Genomic DNA, 19342 nt, shown 5'->3' on the forward strand with positions numbered 1-19342 from the left:
CATTTTTTAGAAGTTAAGGTTTACTTGTATTGAAAATCTTACCATTTTTAGATACAATAGAGGGAGCCATTTTTAGACTAGAAATAGGAGAAAACATGAAAAAATTATGCTTATCTATCCTTGCTAGCTTAGCCCTTACTCTAGGACTAGTTAGCCAGGTCCAAGCCGATGAATATTTACGCATCGGAATGGAGGCAGCTTACGCACCATTTAACTGGACTCAAGATGACGACAGTAACGGCGCTGTCAAGATTGATGGAACAAACCAATATGCTAACGGTTACGATGTTCAAATTGCAAAAAAAATCGCTAAAGATCTGGGTAAAGAACCACTCATTGTAAAAACAAAATGGGAAGGACTTGTTCCAGCCCTTACTTCTGGTAAGATTGATATGATTATTGCAGGTATGAGTCCAACCGCTGAACGTAAGCAAGAAATTGCCTTCTCAAGCAGTTACTATACCAGTGAACCAGTACTTTTAGTCAAAAAAGATTCTGCCTATGCAAACGCCAAAACACTAGATGATTTTAAAGATGCAAAAATCACTTCTCAACAAGGGGTTTACCTTTACGACTTGATTTCTCAAATTCCAGGCGCTAAAAAAGAAACTGCCATGGGGGATTTCGCTCAAATGCGTCAAGCTCTTGAAGCTGGTGTCATTGACGCTTATGTTTCTGAACGACCAGAAGCCCTAACTGCTGAGTCAGCAAATGCAAAGTTCAAAATGATTCAGCCTGAACCTGGTTTTAAAACCGGGGAAGAAGATACCTCTATCGCTATCGGTCTTCGTAAGGATGACGAACGTATCAGCCAAATCAATGCTAGCATCGAAACCATCTCTAAAGATGAACAAGTTGCCCTAATGGACCGTATGATTAAAGAGCAACCTGTAGAAGCTACAACTACTGAAGAAAACAGCAGTAATTTCTTTAGCCAAGTTGCTAAAATTCTAACTGAAAACTGGCAACAACTCTTGCGTGGTGCTGGAATCACACTTTTAATTTCAATTATCGGTACCATCGTTGGTCTCGTTATTGGTCTTGCTATCGGTGTTTTCCGTACTGCGCCTCAATCTGAAAATCAATTTATATACGTCATTCAAAATATAGTTGGTTGGATTCTCAATATCTATATTGAAATTTTCCGTGGAACTCCTATGATTGTACAATCTATGGTTATCTACTATGGAACTGCCCAGGCTTTCGGAATCAACCTAGACCGTACTCTGGCTGCTATCTTTATCGTTTCTATCAATACCGGTGCTTACATGACCGAAATCGTTCGTGGTGGTATCCTAGCTGTTGACAAGGGACAATTTGAAGCAGCTACTGCACTTGGTATGACTCATAATCAAACCATGCGTAAGATTGTTTTACCTCAGGTAGTTCGAAATATCCTACCTGCTACTGGTAATGAGTTCGTCATCAACATCAAGGATACTTCTGTATTGAATGTTATCTCTGTTGTAGAACTTTACTTCTCAGGAAATACGGTAGCAACACAGACTTACCAGTACTTCCAAACCTTTACTATTATCGCAGTTATCTACTTTGTCCTCACCTTTACAGTAACACGTATCCTACGCTATATCGAAAAACGGATGGATATGGATACTTACACTACAGGTGCTAACCAAATGCAAACGGAGGATTTGAAATAATGAATCAACCCATTCTTGAAATCAAACACCTCAAAAAATCCTATGGACAAAACGAGGTTCTAAAAGATATCTCTCTCACTATCCATAAAGGAGAAGTTATTTCAATTATCGGTAGTTCTGGTAGTGGTAAATCAACCTTCCTACGTTCTATCAACTTACTTGAAACACCCACTGAAGGTAAAATCCTTTATCACGGTGAAAATGTCCTCGAAAAAGGCTATAACCTCACTCACTATCGAGAAAAACTAGGAATGGTCTTCCAGTCCTTCAACCTTTTTGAAAATCTAAACGTGCTTGAAAATACAATCGTTGCCCAAACAACTGTACTCAAACGTGATCGCTCAGAAGCAGAGAAAGTCGCTAAAGAGAACCTTGAAAAAGTTGGCATGGGAGAACGTTACTGGCTAGCTAAACCTAAACAACTTTCTGGTGGGCAAAAGCAGCGTGTTGCTATTGCTCGTGCACTTTCCATGAATCCTGATGCCATTCTCTTTGATGAGCCTACATCAGCCCTTGACCCTGAAATGGTCGGTGAAGTTCTCAAAATCATGCAAGATTTAGCTCAAGAAGGCTTGACCATGATCGTCGTAACCCACGAAATGGAATTTGCTCGCGATGTATCACACCGTGTCATCTTTATGGATAAGGGTGTCATTGCAGAAGAAGGCAAACCAGAAGACCTATTTACTAATCCCAAAGAAGAACGTACAAGAGAATTTTTACAACGCTATCTTCGATAAGAAAAAAGACTGCCATTGCAGTCTTTTTATATTCCAAAAAATTAAAAGGCAGATTCTTTTCGAACCTGCCTATATCCAAAGACTAATCTTCAAATTTTTCATGATTTTTATTGTAGAAATCAATTAAGCCGAGGGCTGTTTCAAAGGAAATGTTTTTAACTTTTGCACGTCCTTGAGCCAAAGCAATGATAGACATCTCACGCGCATTCGTTTCCTTAGAAATACGATACCCTGTGATCTTCTTATCACGAACCCAGCTAACAACTGCTTCTACTTTTTCAAAGTTAGACTTAGCCATGTTATTCTCCTATTTTTTTCTTTACGCAACTTCATTCTATATGTTTTTATAGTATTTGTCAATTGAAACACATATATTAATAAAGTTATTGCGTTAAGATTATAATTATTTAGCTTTCAAAGCTGATAATATATGGGTTCGAATATCTTCAACTCCATTAGGATTTGCTGGCAAGAATATTGTATTATTTCCTTGTTTATCTGCAAAATTATTCAATGTATCCAAATACTGATTAGTTAGTAGGATTGACATAATTTGTTCTTCAGTTAATTCGACATTGGCTCCTTTTAACTCTTTAATAGAATCAGCAAGTCCATCAACAATTGCTTTCCGCTGCTCTGCGATCCCCACACCATGGAGGCGATCTTTTTCTGCCTCAGCTTCTGCCGCTGTAACGATCTTAATTTTATCTGCTTCAGCCAATTCTTGAGCTGCCACTCTCTTACGTTGGGCAGCATTAATTTCGTTCATTGATTGTTTGACTTCTGCATCCGGCTCAACTTTGGTAATGAGCGTCTTAACGATAATATACCCATACGTTGACATTTCTTCCGCTACTTGTTTTTGAACTTCTAATGCAATTTCATCTTTTTTCTCAAACAATTCATCCAAAGTTAACTTAGGAACAGATGAGCGCAATGCATCTTCAATATAAGATTTGATTTGAGCTTCAGGTCTCATCAATTTATAGTAAGCGTCTGTAACGTTTAACTCATTTACACGATACTGAGTTGCGACATTCATAGTCACAAAAACGTTATCTTGGGTTTTGGTTTCAACCACGATCTCACTTTGTAAAAGGCGTAGCTGCACACGAGCTGCAATTTTGTCAATGCCAAATGGTGCCCGTAGATGAATACCACTATTACTTAACTTTTGATACTTACCAAATCGTTCGATAATTGCAACAGACTGTTGACGAACGACATAAACAGAGCTCACTAACATAGCTCCTACAATAAGCATTAGAATCACTAGAACAAGTAAAACTTGTAAAACCATGGGAATCTCCCCCTTTCTTCACTTACATTATAGCACTCGTATATAGGTTAGGCAAATGATATGATAAAAATTTTATAGGATATTAAACAAGCATATTATATAGAGTTTCATTTCCATTCAAGTTAATATAAGACGGGTCAAATTTCTCCATTCGGTGAATCAAGCCCGCATAATCATGCTTGTTAGCAAGAGCAATACCGATTAAGACTGGTCCTGTTCCCTTGCTGGCACGTTTAATATACTCAAAACGTGTGATGTCGTCATTCGGTCCTAAAATATCATTTACAAACTCGCGAAGTGCTCCTGGACGTTGTGGGAAGTTTACCACAAAGTAATGCTTGATGCCATCATAAATCAAGGCACGCTCTTCCATCTCTGGCATACGGTTGATATCGTTATTTCCTCCAGAGATAATACAACAAATAGTCTTACCCTTTATATAATCTGACAGTACTTCCAAGGCCGCCACACTAGCAGCACCTGCAGGCTCAGCTACAATCCCCTGTTTAGAGTATAGATCTATCAAGGTCTCAGAGATTAAACCTTCATCCACTCCGATAAGCGTTTCAACATTTTTACGGGTTGCTTCATAGGTCAATTGTCCAACCTTCTGCACAGCAATCCCGTCTGCAAACTTATCAATTTCTTTGAGTTTAACCGGACCTCCAGCCTCAAATGCTGCCTTCATGGAACGAGCTCCGTTAGCTTCTACACCCAGAACTTCAATAGCCGGATTCGTTTCCTTTATATAAGTAGAAACTCCTGCAATGAGTCCTCCACCTCCTACAGGCACCAAGACGGTATCAAAATCAATGGATTCTTTTTGCGCTTCTTTTAAAATTTCATAAGCCACTGTTCCTTGACCAGCTTGAACATAGGGATCATCAAAAGGATCAATAAACGTACGATTTTCAACAACTGTATAGTCTTGAGCTGCCTTGGCCGAAGCATCAAAGGTATCTCCTACCAATTTGATAGTTACAAAATCTCCACCAAAGAAACGAACCTGCCCAATTTTCTGTTGAGGCGTTGTAATTGGCATAAAGATTGTTGCAGGAATCTTCATCTCGTTACAAGTGTAAGCAACACCTTGAGCGTGATTTCCCGCTGATGCGCACACTACTCCACGTTCACGTTCTTCCTTAGTCAATTGTGAGATGGCATAATAAGCTCCACGAATTTTAAAAGAGCGGACTCGCTGAGCATTTTCTTTTTTGAGATAAATTTTAGCTCCGTATTTTTCTGATAAATAATGATCGTAGTCAAGTGGTGTATTGGCTACGACACCACTCAGAACCTTGTGGGCCTTCACCACATCTTTTGCACTAAGCATAATCTTCTCCTTGATTCTTTTTCAAGATAAAAAGCGGGTTAGGTACCCCCCAACTCGCCTTCTATTTTTATTCTCAAAAATTAGTTGTAGATTTTGAATGCGTCATCGTCGTTCTTACCAACGAATGGCATTGCTTTACGCAATTCTGCACCAACCTTTTCAATTTCAAGGTTAGCTGCTTGTTCACGGTAGGCAGTTAATTTTGGACGTCCAGCTTTGTAGTCGTTGACAAAGTCATTAGCAAATGTACCATTTTGGATGTCCGCAAGAACGGCTTTCATGTTTTCTTTAACTTGTTCAGTAATCACACGTGGACCTGAAACGTAGTCACCGTATTCAGCTGTGTTAGAAATTGATTGACGCATTTTCTTGAATCCACCTTCGTAGATCAAGTCAACGATGAGTTTCATTTCGTGAAGCACTTCAAAGTAAGCCAATTCTGGAGCATATCCAGCTTCAGTCAAGACTTCAAAACCAGCTTCAATAAGGGCAGTCAAACCACCACAAAGAACGGCTTGTTCACCAAACAAATCTTCTTCAGTTTCTTCTTTGTAAGTTGTTTCCAAAAGACCAACGCGTGCTGCACCAACACCTTTACACCAGTCCATAGCGATGTCTTTAGCATTTCCTGTAGCATCTTGGTATACAGCGTAAAGTGCTGGAACACCAAATCCTTCTTCGTAAGTACGACGTACCAAGTGTCCTGGTCCTTTAGGAGCACACATGAAGACATCTACATCTGCAGGAACTTTGATGAATTCGAAGTGGATGTTAAAACCATGGGCAAATCCAACTGCATTCCCAGCTTCCAAGTTTGGAGCAATTTCTGCTTCGTACAATTCTTGTTGGATTTCGTCTGGTGCCAAAATCATGATAACATCAGCCAATTTAGTTGCTTCTGCTACTGTATAAGTATCAAAACCATCTTCTTTTGCCTTATCAAAAGATTTACCTGGACGAACACCGATGATCACATCGTGACCTGAATCACGCAAGTTTTGAGCGTGAGCATGACCTTGTGAACCATAACCGATAACAGCGATTTTTTTACCATCAAGCGCTGCTACTTTTACATCTTTTTCGTATTCCATTTGAACTGCCATAGTTTTTCTCTCTTTTCTATTATTTATTGCCTGATAGGCTAGATTAACAAATTTAGGTTGGATTTTTAATCGCGGGTAAATCCAGTTGCTCCCGTCCGAGCGATATTCTTGATACCGTATGGTCGAATAACCCGAATCAAAGCTTCACTCTTTTCCGCATTCCCAGTCATCTGAACAGTAATGGAGCTCGGAGCCACATCAACAACAGTTGCACGGAAAGGCTGGATAATAGCTAAAATTTCTGCTCGCTTCTCTGCAGGCGCTGAGACCTTGATCAGAATCACTTCGCGCTCCAAGTGCGGTTTATCTGTGATATCACGGACACGAATCACGTCGACCTGACGGTTGAGTTGTTTGATGATTTGCTCCACCTCATCATTCGATGCAACATCAATGATAATGGTAATTCTAGACACATTAGGATTTTCTGTTGCACCTACCGAGATACTCTCAATATTGACTTGGCGTCTAGACAAAACACCGGTAAAACGATTGAGAACTCCTGACCGGTTTTGAAGTTTGGCTGTTAACATTCTACGCATTAAACTTCACCCCCAACATCTCATGATTACTCTTACCAGCTGGTACCATTGGTAAAACATGCTCTTTACGAGAAATATCTACCTCGATAAACATTGGTACATCTTCCAAGATGACTTCCAAATCCTTCTCTAAGGTTTCAGGATTATCAAATTTATAATTCTTAATTCCATAGGCTTGAGCCATCAATTGGAAATCTGGGAGGCTGTCAAAGACTGACTCTGATGTTCGACCATCGTAGAAGGCTTCTTGCCATTGACGAACCATCCCAAGTGAATGGTTATTAAGCATGATGACCTTGATTGGAATCTTGTAGATGTTCAAGATTGCCAATTCCTGATTGGTCATTTGGAAACCACCATCACCGACAAAGAGCACGACCTCCTTATCTGGATTAGCAATTTTTGCTCCGATAGCTGCAGGAACTCCGAATCCCATGGTTCCTAGTCCACCTGAAGTTACGAGTTGACGCTCGTTTTGGTATGGATAGTATTGAGCTGTCCACATTTGGTGTTGTCCGACGTCAGTTACGACAATGGCATCACCCTTAGTCAATTCACCAATTCGTTCAATAACTGCTTGTGGTTGGACGACACGTTCCTTTTTATCATAAGAACGAACACGATTCTTATCTTTGGTAACTTTTTCAATCCATTTTTCAGTATTGTTACGAACGATTGGCTCCGCTAGCAACTGCTGCAAGGCCTTTTTCGCATCACCAACAACTGGGATATCAACAGCGATAATCTTACCAATCTCTGCTGGATCGATATCAATATGCGCTACTTTGGCATTCTTCGCAAATGTCTTAGGATTACCAGTCAAACGGTCATCAAAACGACACCCAATCGAAATCATAAAATCAGCTTCTGTCATAGCAATATTAGCTGCAAAGGAACCATGCATCCCACCCATTCCCAAAAACAGTGGATGGCTAGTTGCAATTGTTCCCTGTCCCAAAAGACTTGTCACAACCGGAATTTGATAACGCTCTGCAAATTCATTTAACTCCGCAGCAGCCTCTGCATAGCTAATACCACCACCAGCTAACAAAACTGGCTTCTTAGCCTTAGAGAGTTGCTTCAAGATCTTCTTGATTTGCATCTCATTAGGTTCTAGAGTTGGTTGATAACTTGGTAAATCTATCTCTGAAGAATAGACAAAGTCCGTTTCAAGAGCTGAAACATCTTTTGGCAAGTCAATAACAACTGGTCCTGGACGACCGGTAGTCGCAATGTGCACAGCCTCTGTAATCACACGTGGAATATCCGCCGTCTCTCGAACCTGGTAGTTGTACTTGGTAATTGGCATGGTAATACCAACAATATCTGCTTCTTGGAAAGCATCCTTACCGATTCCCGCTCTTGCTACCTGACCTGTGAAGACCAAAAGGGGAACACTGTCACTCATAGCATCTGCAATCCCAGTAATGGCATTGGTAGCTCCTGGTCCACTTGTGACGACTGCGACACCAAGTTTCCCTGTTGATTTAGCATAACCTTCTGCTTCATGAAGACAACCTTGTTCATGGCGACCTAGAATATGGCGGATGCCTTTAAAATTATAAATAGCATCATATAAAGGCAATACAGCCCCGCCTGGATAACCAAAAATCGTATCGATTCCTAGGTCACGGAGCGTTTCCAAAACGAGTTCCGAACCTGACTTTGGTGAGTCTAAAATGAGTTTCTCCATCGTTCCCCTTTCTCTTCTCTAAAAATGACTTGTTTCTATAATACCATTTTTTCAAAAATTTTCAAGACAAAAGAAACAATTTTCTGAATTTTCTATCTAGATACTTTACAATATCAAATAGATTAGAAAGTTTATACGTATTTTTACCTTTTAATAGAAAAAAGGTTGAGACAAAATGTCCCAACCTTTTGATTTTTTACTTATTAAAGTGAGTTAACGTCAACCTTGATACCAACACCTTGAGTAGTTGTGATTGTCAAGCTTGTTACGTAAGTTCCTTTAGCAGTAGCTGGTTTAGATTTTTGGATTGTTTCGTTGAATGCTTTGAAGTTTTCAACTAACTTGTCAGCTTCAAATGAAACTTTACCGATGATAGCTTGTACGATACCTGCACGGTCAGCACGGTAAGTGATTTTACCACCTTTAGACTCTTCAACTGCTTTAGCAACGTCCATTGTTACAGTACCAGTTTTAGGGTTTGGCATCAAGTTACGTGGTCCAAGGACACGTCCAAGACGTCCAACAAGAGCCATCATGTCAGGTGTAGCGATAACTACGTCGAAGTCCAACCAACCGTCGTTGATTTTAGCAACAAGGTCGTCTTCACCAACGAAGTCTGCACCAGCAGCTTTAGCTTCTTCAGCTTTTGCACCACGTGCAAATACAAGAACGCGAGCTGTTTTACCAGTACCGTTTGGCAATACCATTGCTCCACGGATTTGTTGATCAGCTTTTTTCACGTCGATGTTCAAGTTGTATGCAACTTCTACAGTTGCGTCAAATTTTGCAAAGTTAGTTTCTTTTGCAAGAGCTACAGCTTCTTCTACGCTGTATGCTTTTGTGCTGTCGATTTTCTCAAGAGCAGCACGAAGTTGTTTGCTTTTTTTAGCCATTTTCTATTCTCCTTGTAAGTGGTTCAATCGATTTTCATCTCCCACGTCACTTCTCGAAATGATGAAGTCTTGCGGGTTATATAGGGAAGTTATTGATTAGTCAACAACAGTGAATCCCATAGAACGAGCAGTACCTTCGATCATACGCATTGCAGACTCAATGTTTGCAGCGTTCAAATCTGGCATCTTAGTTTCTGCAATTTCTTGTACTTGTGCACGAGTAACTGTAGCAACTTTAGTTTTGTTAGGTGTACCTGATCCTTTTTCAACACCTGCAGCTTTTTTCAAAAGAACAGCAGCTGGTGGTGTTTTAGTAACGAAAGTAAATGATTTATCTTCGTATACTGAGATAACAACTGGAATGATCATACCAGCTTGATCAGCTGTACGAGCGTTGAACTCTTTTGTGAATCCCATGATGTTGATACCAGCTTGACCAAGAGCAGGTCCAACCGGTGGAGCTGGTGTAGCTTTACCAGCAGGGATTTGCAATTTTACAAGTTTTTCGACTTTTTTAGCCATTTTTAAATCCTCCTTTGTGGTTTTGGCGGTAATTTAGAGATTTTTACCTCCCACAAGTATGTTTTACACATACCCTACTATTATACACTAATCTATCTCAAATGCAAGAGAAAAATTCTAATTTTAGAGAAAATTTATTACTGAATTTGACTGTCATTTCTTTTGTGAAAGAGTCCTGAACTACAAATAAAAAACCGCTCTGTTTTGAGCGATTATAAGGGATACTAAATTTAGTAGGAGTCCAGTTTTAAGTACAGGCTTGTCCCTTTTTCAGCACTTCCACTTTCTACAAATCCAAGGGTTCAAAACATTGTCTGGAGGCGTGATTGAAATCAAAGAACTATCTATTTGAATGATTTGTTTCACTTTAACTTCCTTTTCAATAAGAGAGTTACTGCTTGATTAAAACCATTACACCAGTTGTACCATTTTGCTTCATACTCATCTTCAGGCAAGATATGATTTTTTAAATCCAGAATAGAATAAATCTTTCTTTCCTCGCAAGCTTGCATATAGAGATGATATAGTTCATCACCACCATCTTTATCCCACTCAGCAGAAATCGTATTTTGACCTGCTAACAAAGCTTGGTAAGCTCTGTGATGCCCATCTGTAATCAGCAAACAATCTCCAGATGCAAGAACACTAATTGGGTTTATATTTGGCCTCTCTACCGAGTGATAAAGCATCTGGATATAATGCAACTTCTTTTCTGATAAGTATAGTTGAGTCGGATGAAGATCTGTAATATTGACTTTCATTTTTATCTCCTCAAGAAGAGTTAATAACTACTTTTGCTTGCCTGTAAAGCGCCATTGAAAGCGAAGTTTGTCATAAAATGGGAATTCAATGAATAGAATTCCAAGACCCAGACAGAGACTGGCAAGAACATCTGATGGGTAATGAACTCCCAGATAGACTCTGGAAATGATTACGCTTACTAGATAGATTCCCAGTAAAATCTGGAGAATGAGCTTTACAGTCCTATCTTTCACTCTCTGTCCCACAATGATAATTAGAGAACCGATTAGGAGGGTTACTGCTAGCGAGTGACCACTAGGGAAAGAAAATCCTTTTTCTTCGACCAAGTGTAAAATTTCAGGTCGCGGACGTTGATAGAGGTGTTTTAAGGACACAATTAAAATTCCAGCCAAACTAAGATTGCCAGCTACTAAAAGGCTTTCTGACTTCCACTTTTTCAGATAAAAAATAACAGTCAATAGAATTGCCCAAGAAATAACGATTGGTATGTCAATCAGACGAGTAATCCCTCGAAAAATAGTTGTCAATATAGCTGGTAAATCTCCACGGATTGCTGTCTGGATAGACGAATCAAATGGTATCAATTGTTCTGGATAAAACTTAACGACATAACCCAGAATTACAAATAGTAAAAGGGCAAAAGAGCCCTTTGTTAAATATGTTTGTTTATCTTTCATAGTATTTCAAAGTTGGTTTCAAGAGGACAAATAATAACCAGAATGAGATGGCAAAGATGACTCCTTCAATCAAATTAAATGGTAAGACCATTGCCAACAAGTAATTACTAAGTCCTAGAATATTCTCTATATCGAAGTTAGCAAATTTTGCGTACAAAGGTACAGCATAAACGTAGTTTAGAACTAACATGGCTAAAGTAAGACCAATCGTCCCTGCTAATGAAGCTAGGACAAAACGCATGGTTGTACGCTCTTTTTTCCAAATCAGACCAAAAGCAAGAACAAAGACTCCTAAGGCTACGATATTCATCGGCAAACCAATGTAGGTACTAACTCCTTGATTGTTCAAAAGGATTTTCAACAAGGACCGAAGGAATAGTACTCCTAAAGCCGCTGGTAAATCCAAGACTACCAAACCTACAAGAACTGGTAAGATACTGAACTCAACCCTTAAAAAGGGTGCTGCCGGTAGAAGCGGAAAGTCAAAGTACATCAACACAAATGAAAGTGCTGATAAAATTGCAATGGTCGAAAGTCGACGTGTGTTTGTCATAACAGGTTCCTCCAATTTTCTATAAAATCAGAAGAAGTTGGAAAGTTTCTCTCTATCTACTCTCTTAACTATCTCAAAAAACAACCTAAGCTTACAAAGAAACTGGTTTTATTTCTATTATAATGAAGCAGCATAGACAAAGCCATCCTTTCGTCTTCTCCCATCCAGACTATACTGTCGGTTGTGGAATCTCACCACATCAGCTTGCGCTCGCGGACTTATTTGGCTAAGATATTTTAGATTTATCTAGACGTCGCAGTCGAAGATAATACTTAAAGTATATCGAGACAAGACAACGAAGAGAATGCTAAAATAGCTAGTCAAATTTACCGCCGGTCGGGAATCACACCCTGCCCTGAAGACCTTCTAATGATAACAAAAAAAGCTTGCAAGCGCAAGCATTTTATCTCTTATCAGTGTTTATTTCAACTTATCCGTTTCGTAAGTATGAACCAGTTCGAGACCCGCAAAATTTTGTTGACGAAGGGCCTCATAGACAATCATACATACTGTATTGGATACATTGAGGCTACGAACATGTTCATCATTCATAGGAATTCTGAGAGCTTTTTCAGGATGTTCCCGCATAAATTCCTCAGGCAAACCTTTATCTTCACGTCCAAAAAGAAAATAATGGTTTCCTTTTATCGTGAAGTCAGCATCTGAATAGACCTTTTCTGCAAACTTGGAAATCAAGTAGACTTGACCATCCATTTTTTTCATAAATTCATCTAAACTATCATAAAAATAGATCTCAAGTTTGTCCCAATAGTCTAGCCCGGCTCGCTTCATTTTACGATCATCAATCGGAAAGCCCATCGGTTTGATAATATGAAGGGGCGCATTCGTCGCCGCACAGGTTCGTGCAATATTTCCCGTATTTTGTGGAATTTGTGGTTCAAACAATACAATATGATTGGCCATGCCTTGCTTCCTCTCACTAGTGCAAAAAAATAGCCACACTGCCCGGAGTCAAGCTCAGCAAACAGCGTGGTTAAGGCATCGTTAACTTACCTCACAACAGGTTTGAAGTAAATCAGCGAAACTACTTTTTTAGTATAACACTTTCAGCCTGATTGTCAATAGAAATGACTTGATTTTTTCATTTTTTTTACAAGCATATTTACAAAAGTTAAAATTTCAACTTTCAGCAAGCAATATCATAGAATTTACATAGATTAAGAATTTTCTGAACAAGTTTTTTTCATAAGCATATGATGTTTAAAGCAAAATATTTATTCGAATTCCCCTAATCCCTTTATTAAAGAAGGAAACAGTCGGTTGTTGAGTGCATTTTTTTCTAAAAAAAGGTATGATAGAGACATATTGAAAAAGTAGGTTAACTAACTATGAAGATTATTCTTGTCGGAGGGGGAAAAGTAGGTTCTGCCCTCTGTCGTTCACTGGTTGCTGACAACCATGATGTTGTCTTAATTGAACAGAACGAAACTGTTCTAAAATACTTGACCAGCCGTTTTGATATTATGGGAATCGCAGGTAACGGAGCTGACTTTGCTATGTTAGAAGCAGCCAATGTTCAAGATTGTGATATTTTCATTGCCATGACTCAATACGACGAAGTCAATATGGTTTCGGCTGTTTTAGCCAAAAAAATGGGAGCAAAGGAAACCATTGTTCGTGTACGAAATCCTGAATATTCCAACCCTTACTTTAAAGAAAAAAATATTCTTGGATTTTCACTCATTGTAAACCCTGAACTCCTAGCAGCTCGTGCTATCGCTAATATTATAGACTTCCCCAATGCTCTTTCTGTTGAGCGTTTTGCAGGTGGATTAGTCAGCTTAATGGAATTCAAGGTACGAAATTTCAGTAATATTTGTCAGATGTCTATTGCTGATTTCCGTAAAAAGTTTGGCAATGTTATTGTCTGTGCTATCGAACGCGACCACAAACTCATGATTCCTAGTGGAGATATGATTTTAGAAGATAAAGACCGTATCTTTGCGACAGGACATCGTGTCGATATGATGCTCTTCCACAACTATATTAAGTCCAGAGTTGTTAAGAGTTTACTCATCATAGGAGCTGGGAAAATTGCTTACTATCTCTTAGGTATGTTAAAAGACAGTCGTATCGATACCAAGGTTATTGAGGTCAATCCTGAAAGAGCTGCCTTTTTCAGTCAAAAATATCCAAAACTCTATATTGTACAAGGGGACGGAACTGCAAAAGATATTCTCCTAGAAGAAAGTGCCCAACACTACGATGCGGTCGCAACCCTTACTGGAGTTGACGAAGAAAACATTATTACATCTATGTTCTTGGATAGTGTGGGTGTTCAGAAAAACATCACTAAGGTCAATCGAACTAGTCTCTTAGAGATTATCCATGCGCCTGAGTTTTCTAGTATCATCACACCAAAAACCATCGCTGTTGATACGATTATGCACTTTATCCATGGTCGTGCCAATGCCCAATATTCAGATCTTCAAGCGATGCACCACCTAGCAAATGGACAGGTTGAGACTCTTCAATTCCTTATCAAGGAAGCTAACAAGATGACTGGTAAACCTTTGTCTCAATTGAAACTCAAAAAAGATATTTTAATTGCTGCTATTATTCGCAATGGAAAAACAATCTTCCCCACAGGTGAAGATAGCCTTCAAGTCGGTGATAAGTTAGTTGTCATCACACTATTATCAAATATCACCAAGATCTATGATCTGTTAGAGAGGTAAGCTATGAATAGAAGTATGGTACGATTTCTTCTTGCAAAGCTACTCTTGATCGAGGCTGGTCTACTCTTAGTTCCAGTTAGCATTGCTCTTTATTATCGAGAATCGAGTCAAGTTTTTACAGCTCTTTTCTCTACCATCGGAATCCTTGTTGTTCTAGGTCTTCTGGGAATTATCAGTAAGCCTAAAAAACAGCGAATCTATGCAAAAGAAGGGGTCTTAATTGTAGCTCTCTGTTGGATTCTCTGGTCATTCTTTGGTGCCCTTCCATTTGTCTTTTCAGGACAAATTCCCAATATGATAGACGCCTTCTTTGAGATTAGTTCTGGCTTCACAACAACGGGAGCAACCATTTTAAATGATGTTTCTGTCTTAAGCCGTTCCCTTCTATTTTGGAGGAGTTTTACTCACCTTATCGGAGGGATGGGGGTGCTGGTTTTTGCCCTAGCTATCATGGACAATGCAAAAAACAGTCACTTAGAGGTTATGAAGGCCGAGGTCCCTGGACCAGTATTTGGTAAGGTTGTGTCTAAGCTAAAAAATACAGCACAAATCCTCTACATCCTGTATCTGGCAATGTTCGCCCTCTTTGTAGTGATTTATTATCTTGCTGGTATGCCACTCTACGACAGTTTTGTCATCGCTATGGGAACTGCTGGGACTGGTGGTTTCACTGTTTACAATGATGGAATCGCCCACTATAATAGTTCTCTCATTACCTATCTGACGAGTGTTGGGGTCTTGATGTTTGGTGTCAACTTCAACCTCTACTACTATCTCATGCTTCGTCGAGTCAAGGAATTCTTTTTCGATGAGGAGCTTCGTGCTTATCTCTTGATTGTCGTTGTTTCTACCGGCTTAATTACTCTCAATACACTCCACCTTTATAGTGGCGTTTCACAAAGTTTTGAGATGGCCTTCTTCCAAGTTTCTAATATCATTACGACAACTGGTTTCGGTTACGGAAACATTACAAATTGGCCTTTATTTTCTCAGTATATCCTACTGATGCTGATGGCGATTGGTGGTTCTGCTGGATCTACTGCTGGTGGTCTCAAAGTGATGCGTGGAGTTATTCTAGCTAAAATTGCTAAAAATCAATTTTTGTCTACCATATCACCTCACCGTGTTTTAACTCTCCATGTTAACCAAACAGTAATTGATAAGGATACCCAGCACAAGATTCTCAAGTACTTTGTAGTTTACGTCATGATTCTACTCAGTTTAATCTTCATTATCAGTTTAGATGCTGACAATTTAATGATTGTTACGAGTGCCGTTTTCAGTTGCTTTAACAATATCGGCCCAATTCTCGGAACAACTGCAAGTTTCTCAATTTTTAGTCCATTTTCAAAACTCCTCCTATCCTTTGCAATGATTGCAGGACGTCTTGAAATTTATCCAATCATATTACTCTTTATGAAGCGAACCTGGTCTAAGCGTTAGCAATGTTATTATCAAAAAGCACATCCCTCATTTTTTGAGGGATGTTTTTTTCTGTTGATAAGATTTTTAAAAGACAGTTGAGAGTCAAAAAATAACACTTGGGAAAAAGATGATTTTTCATGAATCATTTTAGTTATAATTTTTAAAAAAACGTGGGGGGTTTATATGGAAAAAATGAACAAATCAATCCAACTTCTTTTATTGATTTCCTTGGTCTACTTAGGCTGCTGTAGTTGCTTAGTTTGGCCTGGTATTGCTTTAACACTCAAACAATCCTGCTTTTACTTTTTACTCCTCTTAATGTTATTAGCAGGTATCTGTACATTTATCCACTATCTTTCAGGACATGATCACGTGAATAGTCAGCTACACAATCGTAGTCGATCCTTCTTTTTATTGTATAGCAGCATGGTTATCATTAACCTTGCTGGAGTCTGTTTTATTTTATTTGAAAGCATAAGCACTGACACTCTACTACAAAAAGAAATCGTTGACTTGTTACTCATCTCTTTCTTTTTCCTTTTCGGACTTGATATTGCTACCTTTCTGCCGTTAAACAAATGGAGAAAATTACCAACTCATAAAAAGACAGGCAGGCTAACAACTCTTATCTTTCTTAGTTTATTTTTTCTGCACAATCCTTTAACCATATTTTCTGTCAGTTTTTATATCCTTTTGGGAGTCAGCTTTCTAAACTTTTTATTTCCTAAAACCTTAAGACAAGATTTATCCTTCTATAGTCATTTAATTCGAAACATCTTACTTGTTTTATCTACGCTTATGTTCTAGTAATTAATAGAATTCCTATCCAAAGTATGCTATAATGAAATAAATTTTTTAGGAGATATATGAATGAATTTTTTTAAAGATTATCGTAAACGATTGATTTGGCTAGGAATCTTTCTTGTCGCTATGTGCCTATCGCAAGTTCCTATCGTGACTGTAATGTTACTTCAAAAAACTCAACTTGGATCTATCTGGTCATCTCTAATAGTGGGGCTTGTCTCTACCGCTATTGTTACACTCTTTTTATATGGTGCTCACAAAAGTAAGTTATTAAATCTAAAATCAAAACTCTTTACTATTAATGACGCCCCTCGAATCGCTCTTAGTTATGTAGCCATTATCACAGGAAATCTGATTGGTGCGATTTGGTTACAACTTCTGAAGCAAACAACTACTTCGAATCAAGAGGCTATCAATAGCATCATGTCAGAAAGCTCTCTAATTTCCAGCATTTTCGTGGTTGCAATAGTGGCACCTATTTGTGAGGAAGTTATCTGTCGAGGTATCATCCCTACTAAACTCTTCGAAGGATACGAAAAAATTGGGTATATTTTCGGTTGGTTTCTCTTCACTATAGCCCATATCCCAAATAATCTTCCTTCTTTCTTGATCTATGGATGGATGTCTGCAGTCCTAACTTGGACTGCTTATCGCACCAAACGACTAGAGATGTCTATCCTACTGCACCTAGTGAATAATGGAGTCAGCATTCTATTGCTTATCCTCCTTACATTCCTTATCAAGGTTGTTGGTATAGAGGCTTTTCAATAAATGAAGGTTCCACTACTAATATAATTTAAAATAAAAAGACTAGAAATATATCTAATTTCTAGTCTTTTTGTTTATTCTTTGAGTGATTCCAAACTAAGTTAATGAGGCAGGTAGCTAATCCACTTTTTAACTGTTACCGTTTATTAGATTACGACACAGAGTTTGGCAAATCGATTATATTTGCCAAACGTAGTTAGTAAGGCAGTTAGCTAGTTCGCCGAATAGCGACTAGCGTCCAACAATTAGGAACTTTAGTTCCAATTGTTGGTACTGAGTTACATTTTTTCTTCCAACTCCACATCTGGATACTTGTCCGCAAACCAGCGGAGGGCAAAGTCATTTTCGAAAAGGAAGACAGGTTGGTCAAAGCGGTCCTTTGCCAAGATGTTTCGACTTGAAGACATGCGTTCATCTAAATCTTCTGGTTTAATCCAACGAACTGTCTTTTTACCCATTGGAGTCATGACAACTTCAGCGTTATACTCGCCTTCCATACGGTGTTTAAAGACTTCGAACTGGAGTTGTCCAACAGCACCTAGCATATACTCACCTGTTTGGTAATTCTTATAAAGCTGGATGGCTCCTTCTTGTACCAACTGTTCCATTCCCTTGTGGAAGGATTTTTGTTTCATAACGTTCTTAGGCGAAACTTTCATGAAAATCTCAGGCGTGAAGGTTGGTAGTGGTTCAAACTCAAACTTGTTTTTGCCAACAGTAAGCGTATCTCCAACCTGGTAGGTCCCTGTATCATAAACTCCGATGATATCTCCTGCTACGGCATTGGTCACATTTTCACGACTTTCCGCCATAAATTGGGTGACATTAGAAAGTTTAGCTCCCTTACCAGTACGAGGGAGATTGACACTCATACCGCGCTCAAATTCACCCGATACAATTCGAACAAATGCGATGCGGTCACGGTGTCGAGGGTCCATGTTGGCTTGAATTTTAAAGACAAATCCTGAGAAGTCTTTGTCATAAGGATCAACAATTTCTCCGTCTGTTTTCTTGTGTCCATGAGGTTCTGGAGCAAACTTAAGGAAGGTTTCAAGGAAGGTCTGCACCCCAAAATTAGTCAAGGCCGAGCCAAAGAAGACTGGTGTCAAATCACCTGCAAGAATGGCTTCCTCTGAGAATTCATTTCCTGCTTCATTCAAGAGTTCGATATCCTCTTTCACTTGTTCGTAGAATGGGTTGCTGGCAAAGAGTTTATCGCCATCTTCTAGGCTGGCAAAACGTTCATCCCCTTTGTAGAGTTCCAAACGTTGGTTATAGAGATCATAGAGCCCCTCAAAGGCCTTCCCCATCCCGATTGGCCAGTTCATTGGATAACTTGCAATACCCAAGACTTCTTCCAATTCTTGCAAGAGATCTAGTGGTTCACGACCGTCACGGTCCAGCTTGTTCATAAAGGTAAAGACTGGAATCCCGCGGTGTTTGACAACCTCAAATAATTTTTTGGTTTGGGCCTCGATACCCTTGGCAGAGTCCACTACCATGACCGCAGCATCCACCGCCATCAAGGTACGATAGGTATCTTCTGAAAAGTCCTCGTGTCCTGGAGTGTCTAGGATGTTTACCCGTTTCCCATCGTAGTCAAACTGCATGACAGATGAGGTTACCGAAATCCCACGTTGTTTCTCGATATCCATCCAGTCTGACTTAGCAAAGTTTCCTGTTTTCTTCCCTTTTACAGTACCTGCCTCACGAATCTCTCCCCCAAAATAGAGCAATTGCTCAGTAATGGTTGTTTTCCCCGCGTCCGGGTGAGAGATGATGGCAAAGGTACGGCGTTTCTTAATTTCTTCTTGAATACTCATAAGTTCTCTTTCTTTCTACTTTTTTAATGATTTCAATTTATAAT

18 protein-coding genes and 1 riboswitch are annotated in these 19342 nt (G+C 39.2%); of the genes, 5 read left to right on the forward strand and 13 right to left on the reverse strand.

Features of this window, described 5'->3' with window-relative positions:
- Positions 1-95: 95 nt before the first annotated feature.
- Together NML75_RS02030 and NML75_RS02035 are read left to right on the forward strand one after the other, a co-directional pair.
- A complete protein-coding gene (locus NML75_RS02030) occupies positions 96-1661 on the forward strand; it encodes an ABC transporter substrate-binding protein/permease (RefSeq protein ID WP_225750674.1) in 1566 nt (521 codons plus the stop codon).
- Positions 1661-2401, forward strand: a complete 741-nt coding sequence (locus NML75_RS02035; protein WP_036756958.1) for an amino acid ABC transporter ATP-binding protein — start codon at positions 1661-1663, stop codon at positions 2399-2401. The genes NML75_RS02030 and NML75_RS02035 overlap by 1 nt, the downstream gene beginning before the upstream one ends.
- 82 nt (positions 2402-2483) lie before the next feature.
- On the opposite strand, the gene NML75_RS02040 is transcribed toward NML75_RS02035, so the two are convergent.
- The 12 genes from NML75_RS02040 to NML75_RS02095 all read right to left on the reverse strand — a co-directional run bounded on the left by NML75_RS02040 (position 2484) and on the right by NML75_RS02095 (position 12703).
- Positions 2484-2699 carry a capsule biosynthesis transcriptional regulator gene (locus NML75_RS02040; RefSeq protein WP_004251963.1) on the reverse strand — a complete coding sequence of 72 codons (216 nt, stop codon included), beginning with the start codon at positions 2697-2699 and terminating at the stop codon, positions 2484-2486.
- A gap of 105 nt (positions 2700-2804) precedes the next feature.
- On the reverse strand, positions 2805-3701 hold the full coding sequence (locus tag NML75_RS02045) for an SPFH domain-containing protein (RefSeq protein ID WP_004251962.1): 897 nt from the start codon (positions 3699-3701) through the stop codon (positions 2805-2807).
- Between the two features lie 82 nt (positions 3702-3783).
- Complete coding sequence (gene ilvA / locus NML75_RS02050; RefSeq protein ID WP_254733613.1) at positions 3784-5034, reverse strand: threonine ammonia-lyase IlvA; 1251 nt, start codon at positions 5032-5034, stop codon at positions 3784-3786.
- Positions 5035-5114: 80 nt separating this feature from the next.
- Entirely contained in the window at positions 5115-6137 is a 1023-nt protein-coding gene (gene ilvC, locus NML75_RS02055) for a ketol-acid reductoisomerase (protein WP_004251959.1), read from the reverse strand.
- Positions 6138-6202: 65 nt separating this feature from the next.
- Complete coding sequence (gene ilvN / locus NML75_RS02060; protein ID WP_223333610.1) at positions 6203-6679, reverse strand: acetolactate synthase small subunit; 477 nt, start codon at positions 6677-6679, stop codon at positions 6203-6205.
- Entirely contained in the window at positions 6672-8372 is a 1701-nt protein-coding gene (locus NML75_RS02065; RefSeq protein WP_254733614.1) for an acetolactate synthase large subunit, read from the reverse strand. The genes ilvN and NML75_RS02065 overlap by 8 nt, the downstream gene beginning before the upstream one ends.
- A gap of 203 nt (positions 8373-8575) precedes the next feature.
- Complete coding sequence (gene rplA, locus NML75_RS02070; protein ID WP_254733615.1) at positions 8576-9265, reverse strand: 50S ribosomal protein L1; 690 nt, start codon at positions 9263-9265, stop codon at positions 8576-8578.
- 96 nt (positions 9266-9361) lie between these two features.
- Positions 9362-9787 carry a 50S ribosomal protein L11 gene (rplK, locus tag NML75_RS02075; RefSeq protein WP_001085808.1) on the reverse strand — a complete coding sequence of 142 codons (426 nt, stop codon included), beginning with the start codon at positions 9785-9787 and terminating at the stop codon, positions 9362-9364.
- A gap of 362 nt (positions 9788-10149) precedes the next feature.
- Complete coding sequence (locus NML75_RS02080) at positions 10150-10548, reverse strand: chromosome partitioning protein ParB (protein ID WP_070677071.1); 399 nt, start codon at positions 10546-10548, stop codon at positions 10150-10152.
- A gap of 27 nt (positions 10549-10575) precedes the next feature.
- Positions 10576-11226 (reverse strand): phosphatase PAP2 family protein, encoded by a 651-nt coding sequence (locus NML75_RS02085; RefSeq protein ID WP_070677070.1) that lies wholly within the window; start codon positions 11224-11226, stop codon positions 10576-10578.
- A complete protein-coding gene (locus NML75_RS02090) occupies positions 11216-11779 on the reverse strand; it encodes an ECF transporter S component (RefSeq protein ID WP_070677069.1) in 564 nt (187 codons plus the stop codon). The genes NML75_RS02085 and NML75_RS02090 overlap by 11 nt, the downstream gene beginning before the upstream one ends.
- Before the next feature lie 148 nt (positions 11780-11927).
- A riboswitch (FMN riboswitch) is annotated at positions 11928-12146 on the reverse strand.
- Positions 12147-12199: 53 nt separating this feature from the next.
- Complete coding sequence (locus NML75_RS02095) at positions 12200-12703, reverse strand: tRNA (cytidine(34)-2'-O)-methyltransferase (RefSeq protein WP_004251940.1); 504 nt, start codon at positions 12701-12703, stop codon at positions 12200-12202.
- 425 nt (positions 12704-13128) lie between these two features.
- On the opposite strand from NML75_RS02095, the gene trkA reads away from it, so the two are divergent.
- The 3 genes from trkA (at position 13129) to NML75_RS02110 (ending at position 17478) form a co-directional block, all read left to right on the forward strand.
- The gene (trkA, locus tag NML75_RS02100; RefSeq protein WP_254733616.1) at positions 13129-14478 is read left to right on the forward strand and encodes a Trk system potassium transporter TrkA; all 1350 of its coding nucleotides are present in this window, start codon (positions 13129-13131) and stop codon (positions 14476-14478) included.
- Between the two features lie 3 nt (positions 14479-14481).
- Complete coding sequence (locus tag NML75_RS02105) at positions 14482-15921, forward strand: TrkH family potassium uptake protein (RefSeq protein WP_254733617.1); 1440 nt, start codon at positions 14482-14484, stop codon at positions 15919-15921.
- A gap of 852 nt (positions 15922-16773) precedes the next feature.
- Positions 16774-17478 carry a CPBP family intramembrane glutamic endopeptidase gene (locus NML75_RS02110; RefSeq protein WP_254733618.1) on the forward strand — a complete coding sequence of 235 codons (705 nt, stop codon included), beginning with the start codon at positions 16774-16776 and terminating at the stop codon, positions 17476-17478.
- Between the two features lie 275 nt (positions 17479-17753).
- Here the strand turns inward: NML75_RS02110 and NML75_RS02115 are convergent, their stop codons facing one another.
- The gene (locus NML75_RS02115) at positions 17754-19298 is read right to left on the reverse strand and encodes a peptide chain release factor 3 (protein WP_006147949.1); all 1545 of its coding nucleotides are present in this window, start codon (positions 19296-19298) and stop codon (positions 17754-17756) included.
- Positions 19299-19342: the final 44 nt, after the last annotated feature.

The organism is Streptococcus sp. CF4-3 (assembly GCF_024295385.1).
Lineage (GTDB): Bacteria > Bacillota > Bacilli > Lactobacillales > Streptococcaceae > Streptococcus > Streptococcus infantis_I.

Coding starts and splice junctions, on each gene's coding strand:
- NML75_RS02035 (WP_036756958.1), top strand. CDS start 1,661: ATGAATCAACCCATTCTTGAAATCAAACACCTCAAAAAATCCTATGGA.
- trkA (WP_254733616.1), top strand. CDS start 13,129: ATGAAGATTATTCTTGTCGGAGGGGGAAAAGTAGGTTCTGCCCTCTGT.
- NML75_RS02045 (WP_004251962.1), bottom strand. CDS start 3,701: ATGGTTTTACAAGTTTTACTTGTTCTAGTGATTCTAATGCTTATTGTA.
- ilvA (WP_254733613.1), bottom strand. CDS start 5,034: ATGCTTAGTGCAAAAGATGTGGTGAAGGCCCACAAGGTTCTGAGTGGT.
- NML75_RS02110 (WP_254733618.1), top strand. CDS start 16,774: ATGAATTTTTTTAAAGATTATCGTAAACGATTGATTTGGCTAGGAATC.
- ilvN (WP_223333610.1), bottom strand. CDS start 6,679: ATGCGTAGAATGTTAACAGCCAAACTTCAAAACCGGTCAGGAGTTCTC.
- NML75_RS02085 (WP_070677070.1), bottom strand. CDS start 11,226: ATGAAAGATAAACAAACATATTTAACAAAGGGCTCTTTTGCCCTTTTA.
- NML75_RS02065 (WP_254733614.1), bottom strand. CDS start 8,372: ATGGAGAAACTCATTTTAGACTCACCAAAGTCAGGTTCGGAACTCGTT.
- NML75_RS02095 (WP_004251940.1), bottom strand. CDS start 12,703: ATGGCCAATCATATTGTATTGTTTGAACCACAAATTCCACAAAATACG.
- rplK (WP_001085808.1), bottom strand. CDS start 9,787: ATGGCTAAAAAAGTCGAAAAACTTGTAAAATTGCAAATCCCTGCTGGT.
- NML75_RS02040 (WP_004251963.1), bottom strand. CDS start 2,699: ATGGCTAAGTCTAACTTTGAAAAAGTAGAAGCAGTTGTTAGCTGGGTT.
- NML75_RS02090 (WP_070677069.1), bottom strand. CDS start 11,779: ATGACAAACACACGTCGACTTTCGACCATTGCAATTTTATCAGCACTT.
- NML75_RS02030 (WP_225750674.1), top strand. CDS start 96: ATGAAAAAATTATGCTTATCTATCCTTGCTAGCTTAGCCCTTACTCTA.
- NML75_RS02080 (WP_070677071.1), bottom strand. CDS start 10,548: ATGAAAGTCAATATTACAGATCTTCATCCGACTCAACTATACTTATCA.
- NML75_RS02115 (WP_006147949.1), bottom strand. CDS start 19,298: ATGAGTATTCAAGAAGAAATTAAGAAACGCCGTACCTTTGCCATCATC.
- ilvC (WP_004251959.1), bottom strand. CDS start 6,137: ATGGCAGTTCAAATGGAATACGAAAAAGATGTAAAAGTAGCAGCGCTT.
- NML75_RS02105 (WP_254733617.1), top strand. CDS start 14,482: ATGAATAGAAGTATGGTACGATTTCTTCTTGCAAAGCTACTCTTGATC.
- rplA (WP_254733615.1), bottom strand. CDS start 9,265: ATGGCTAAAAAAAGCAAACAACTTCGTGCTGCTCTTGAGAAAATCGAC.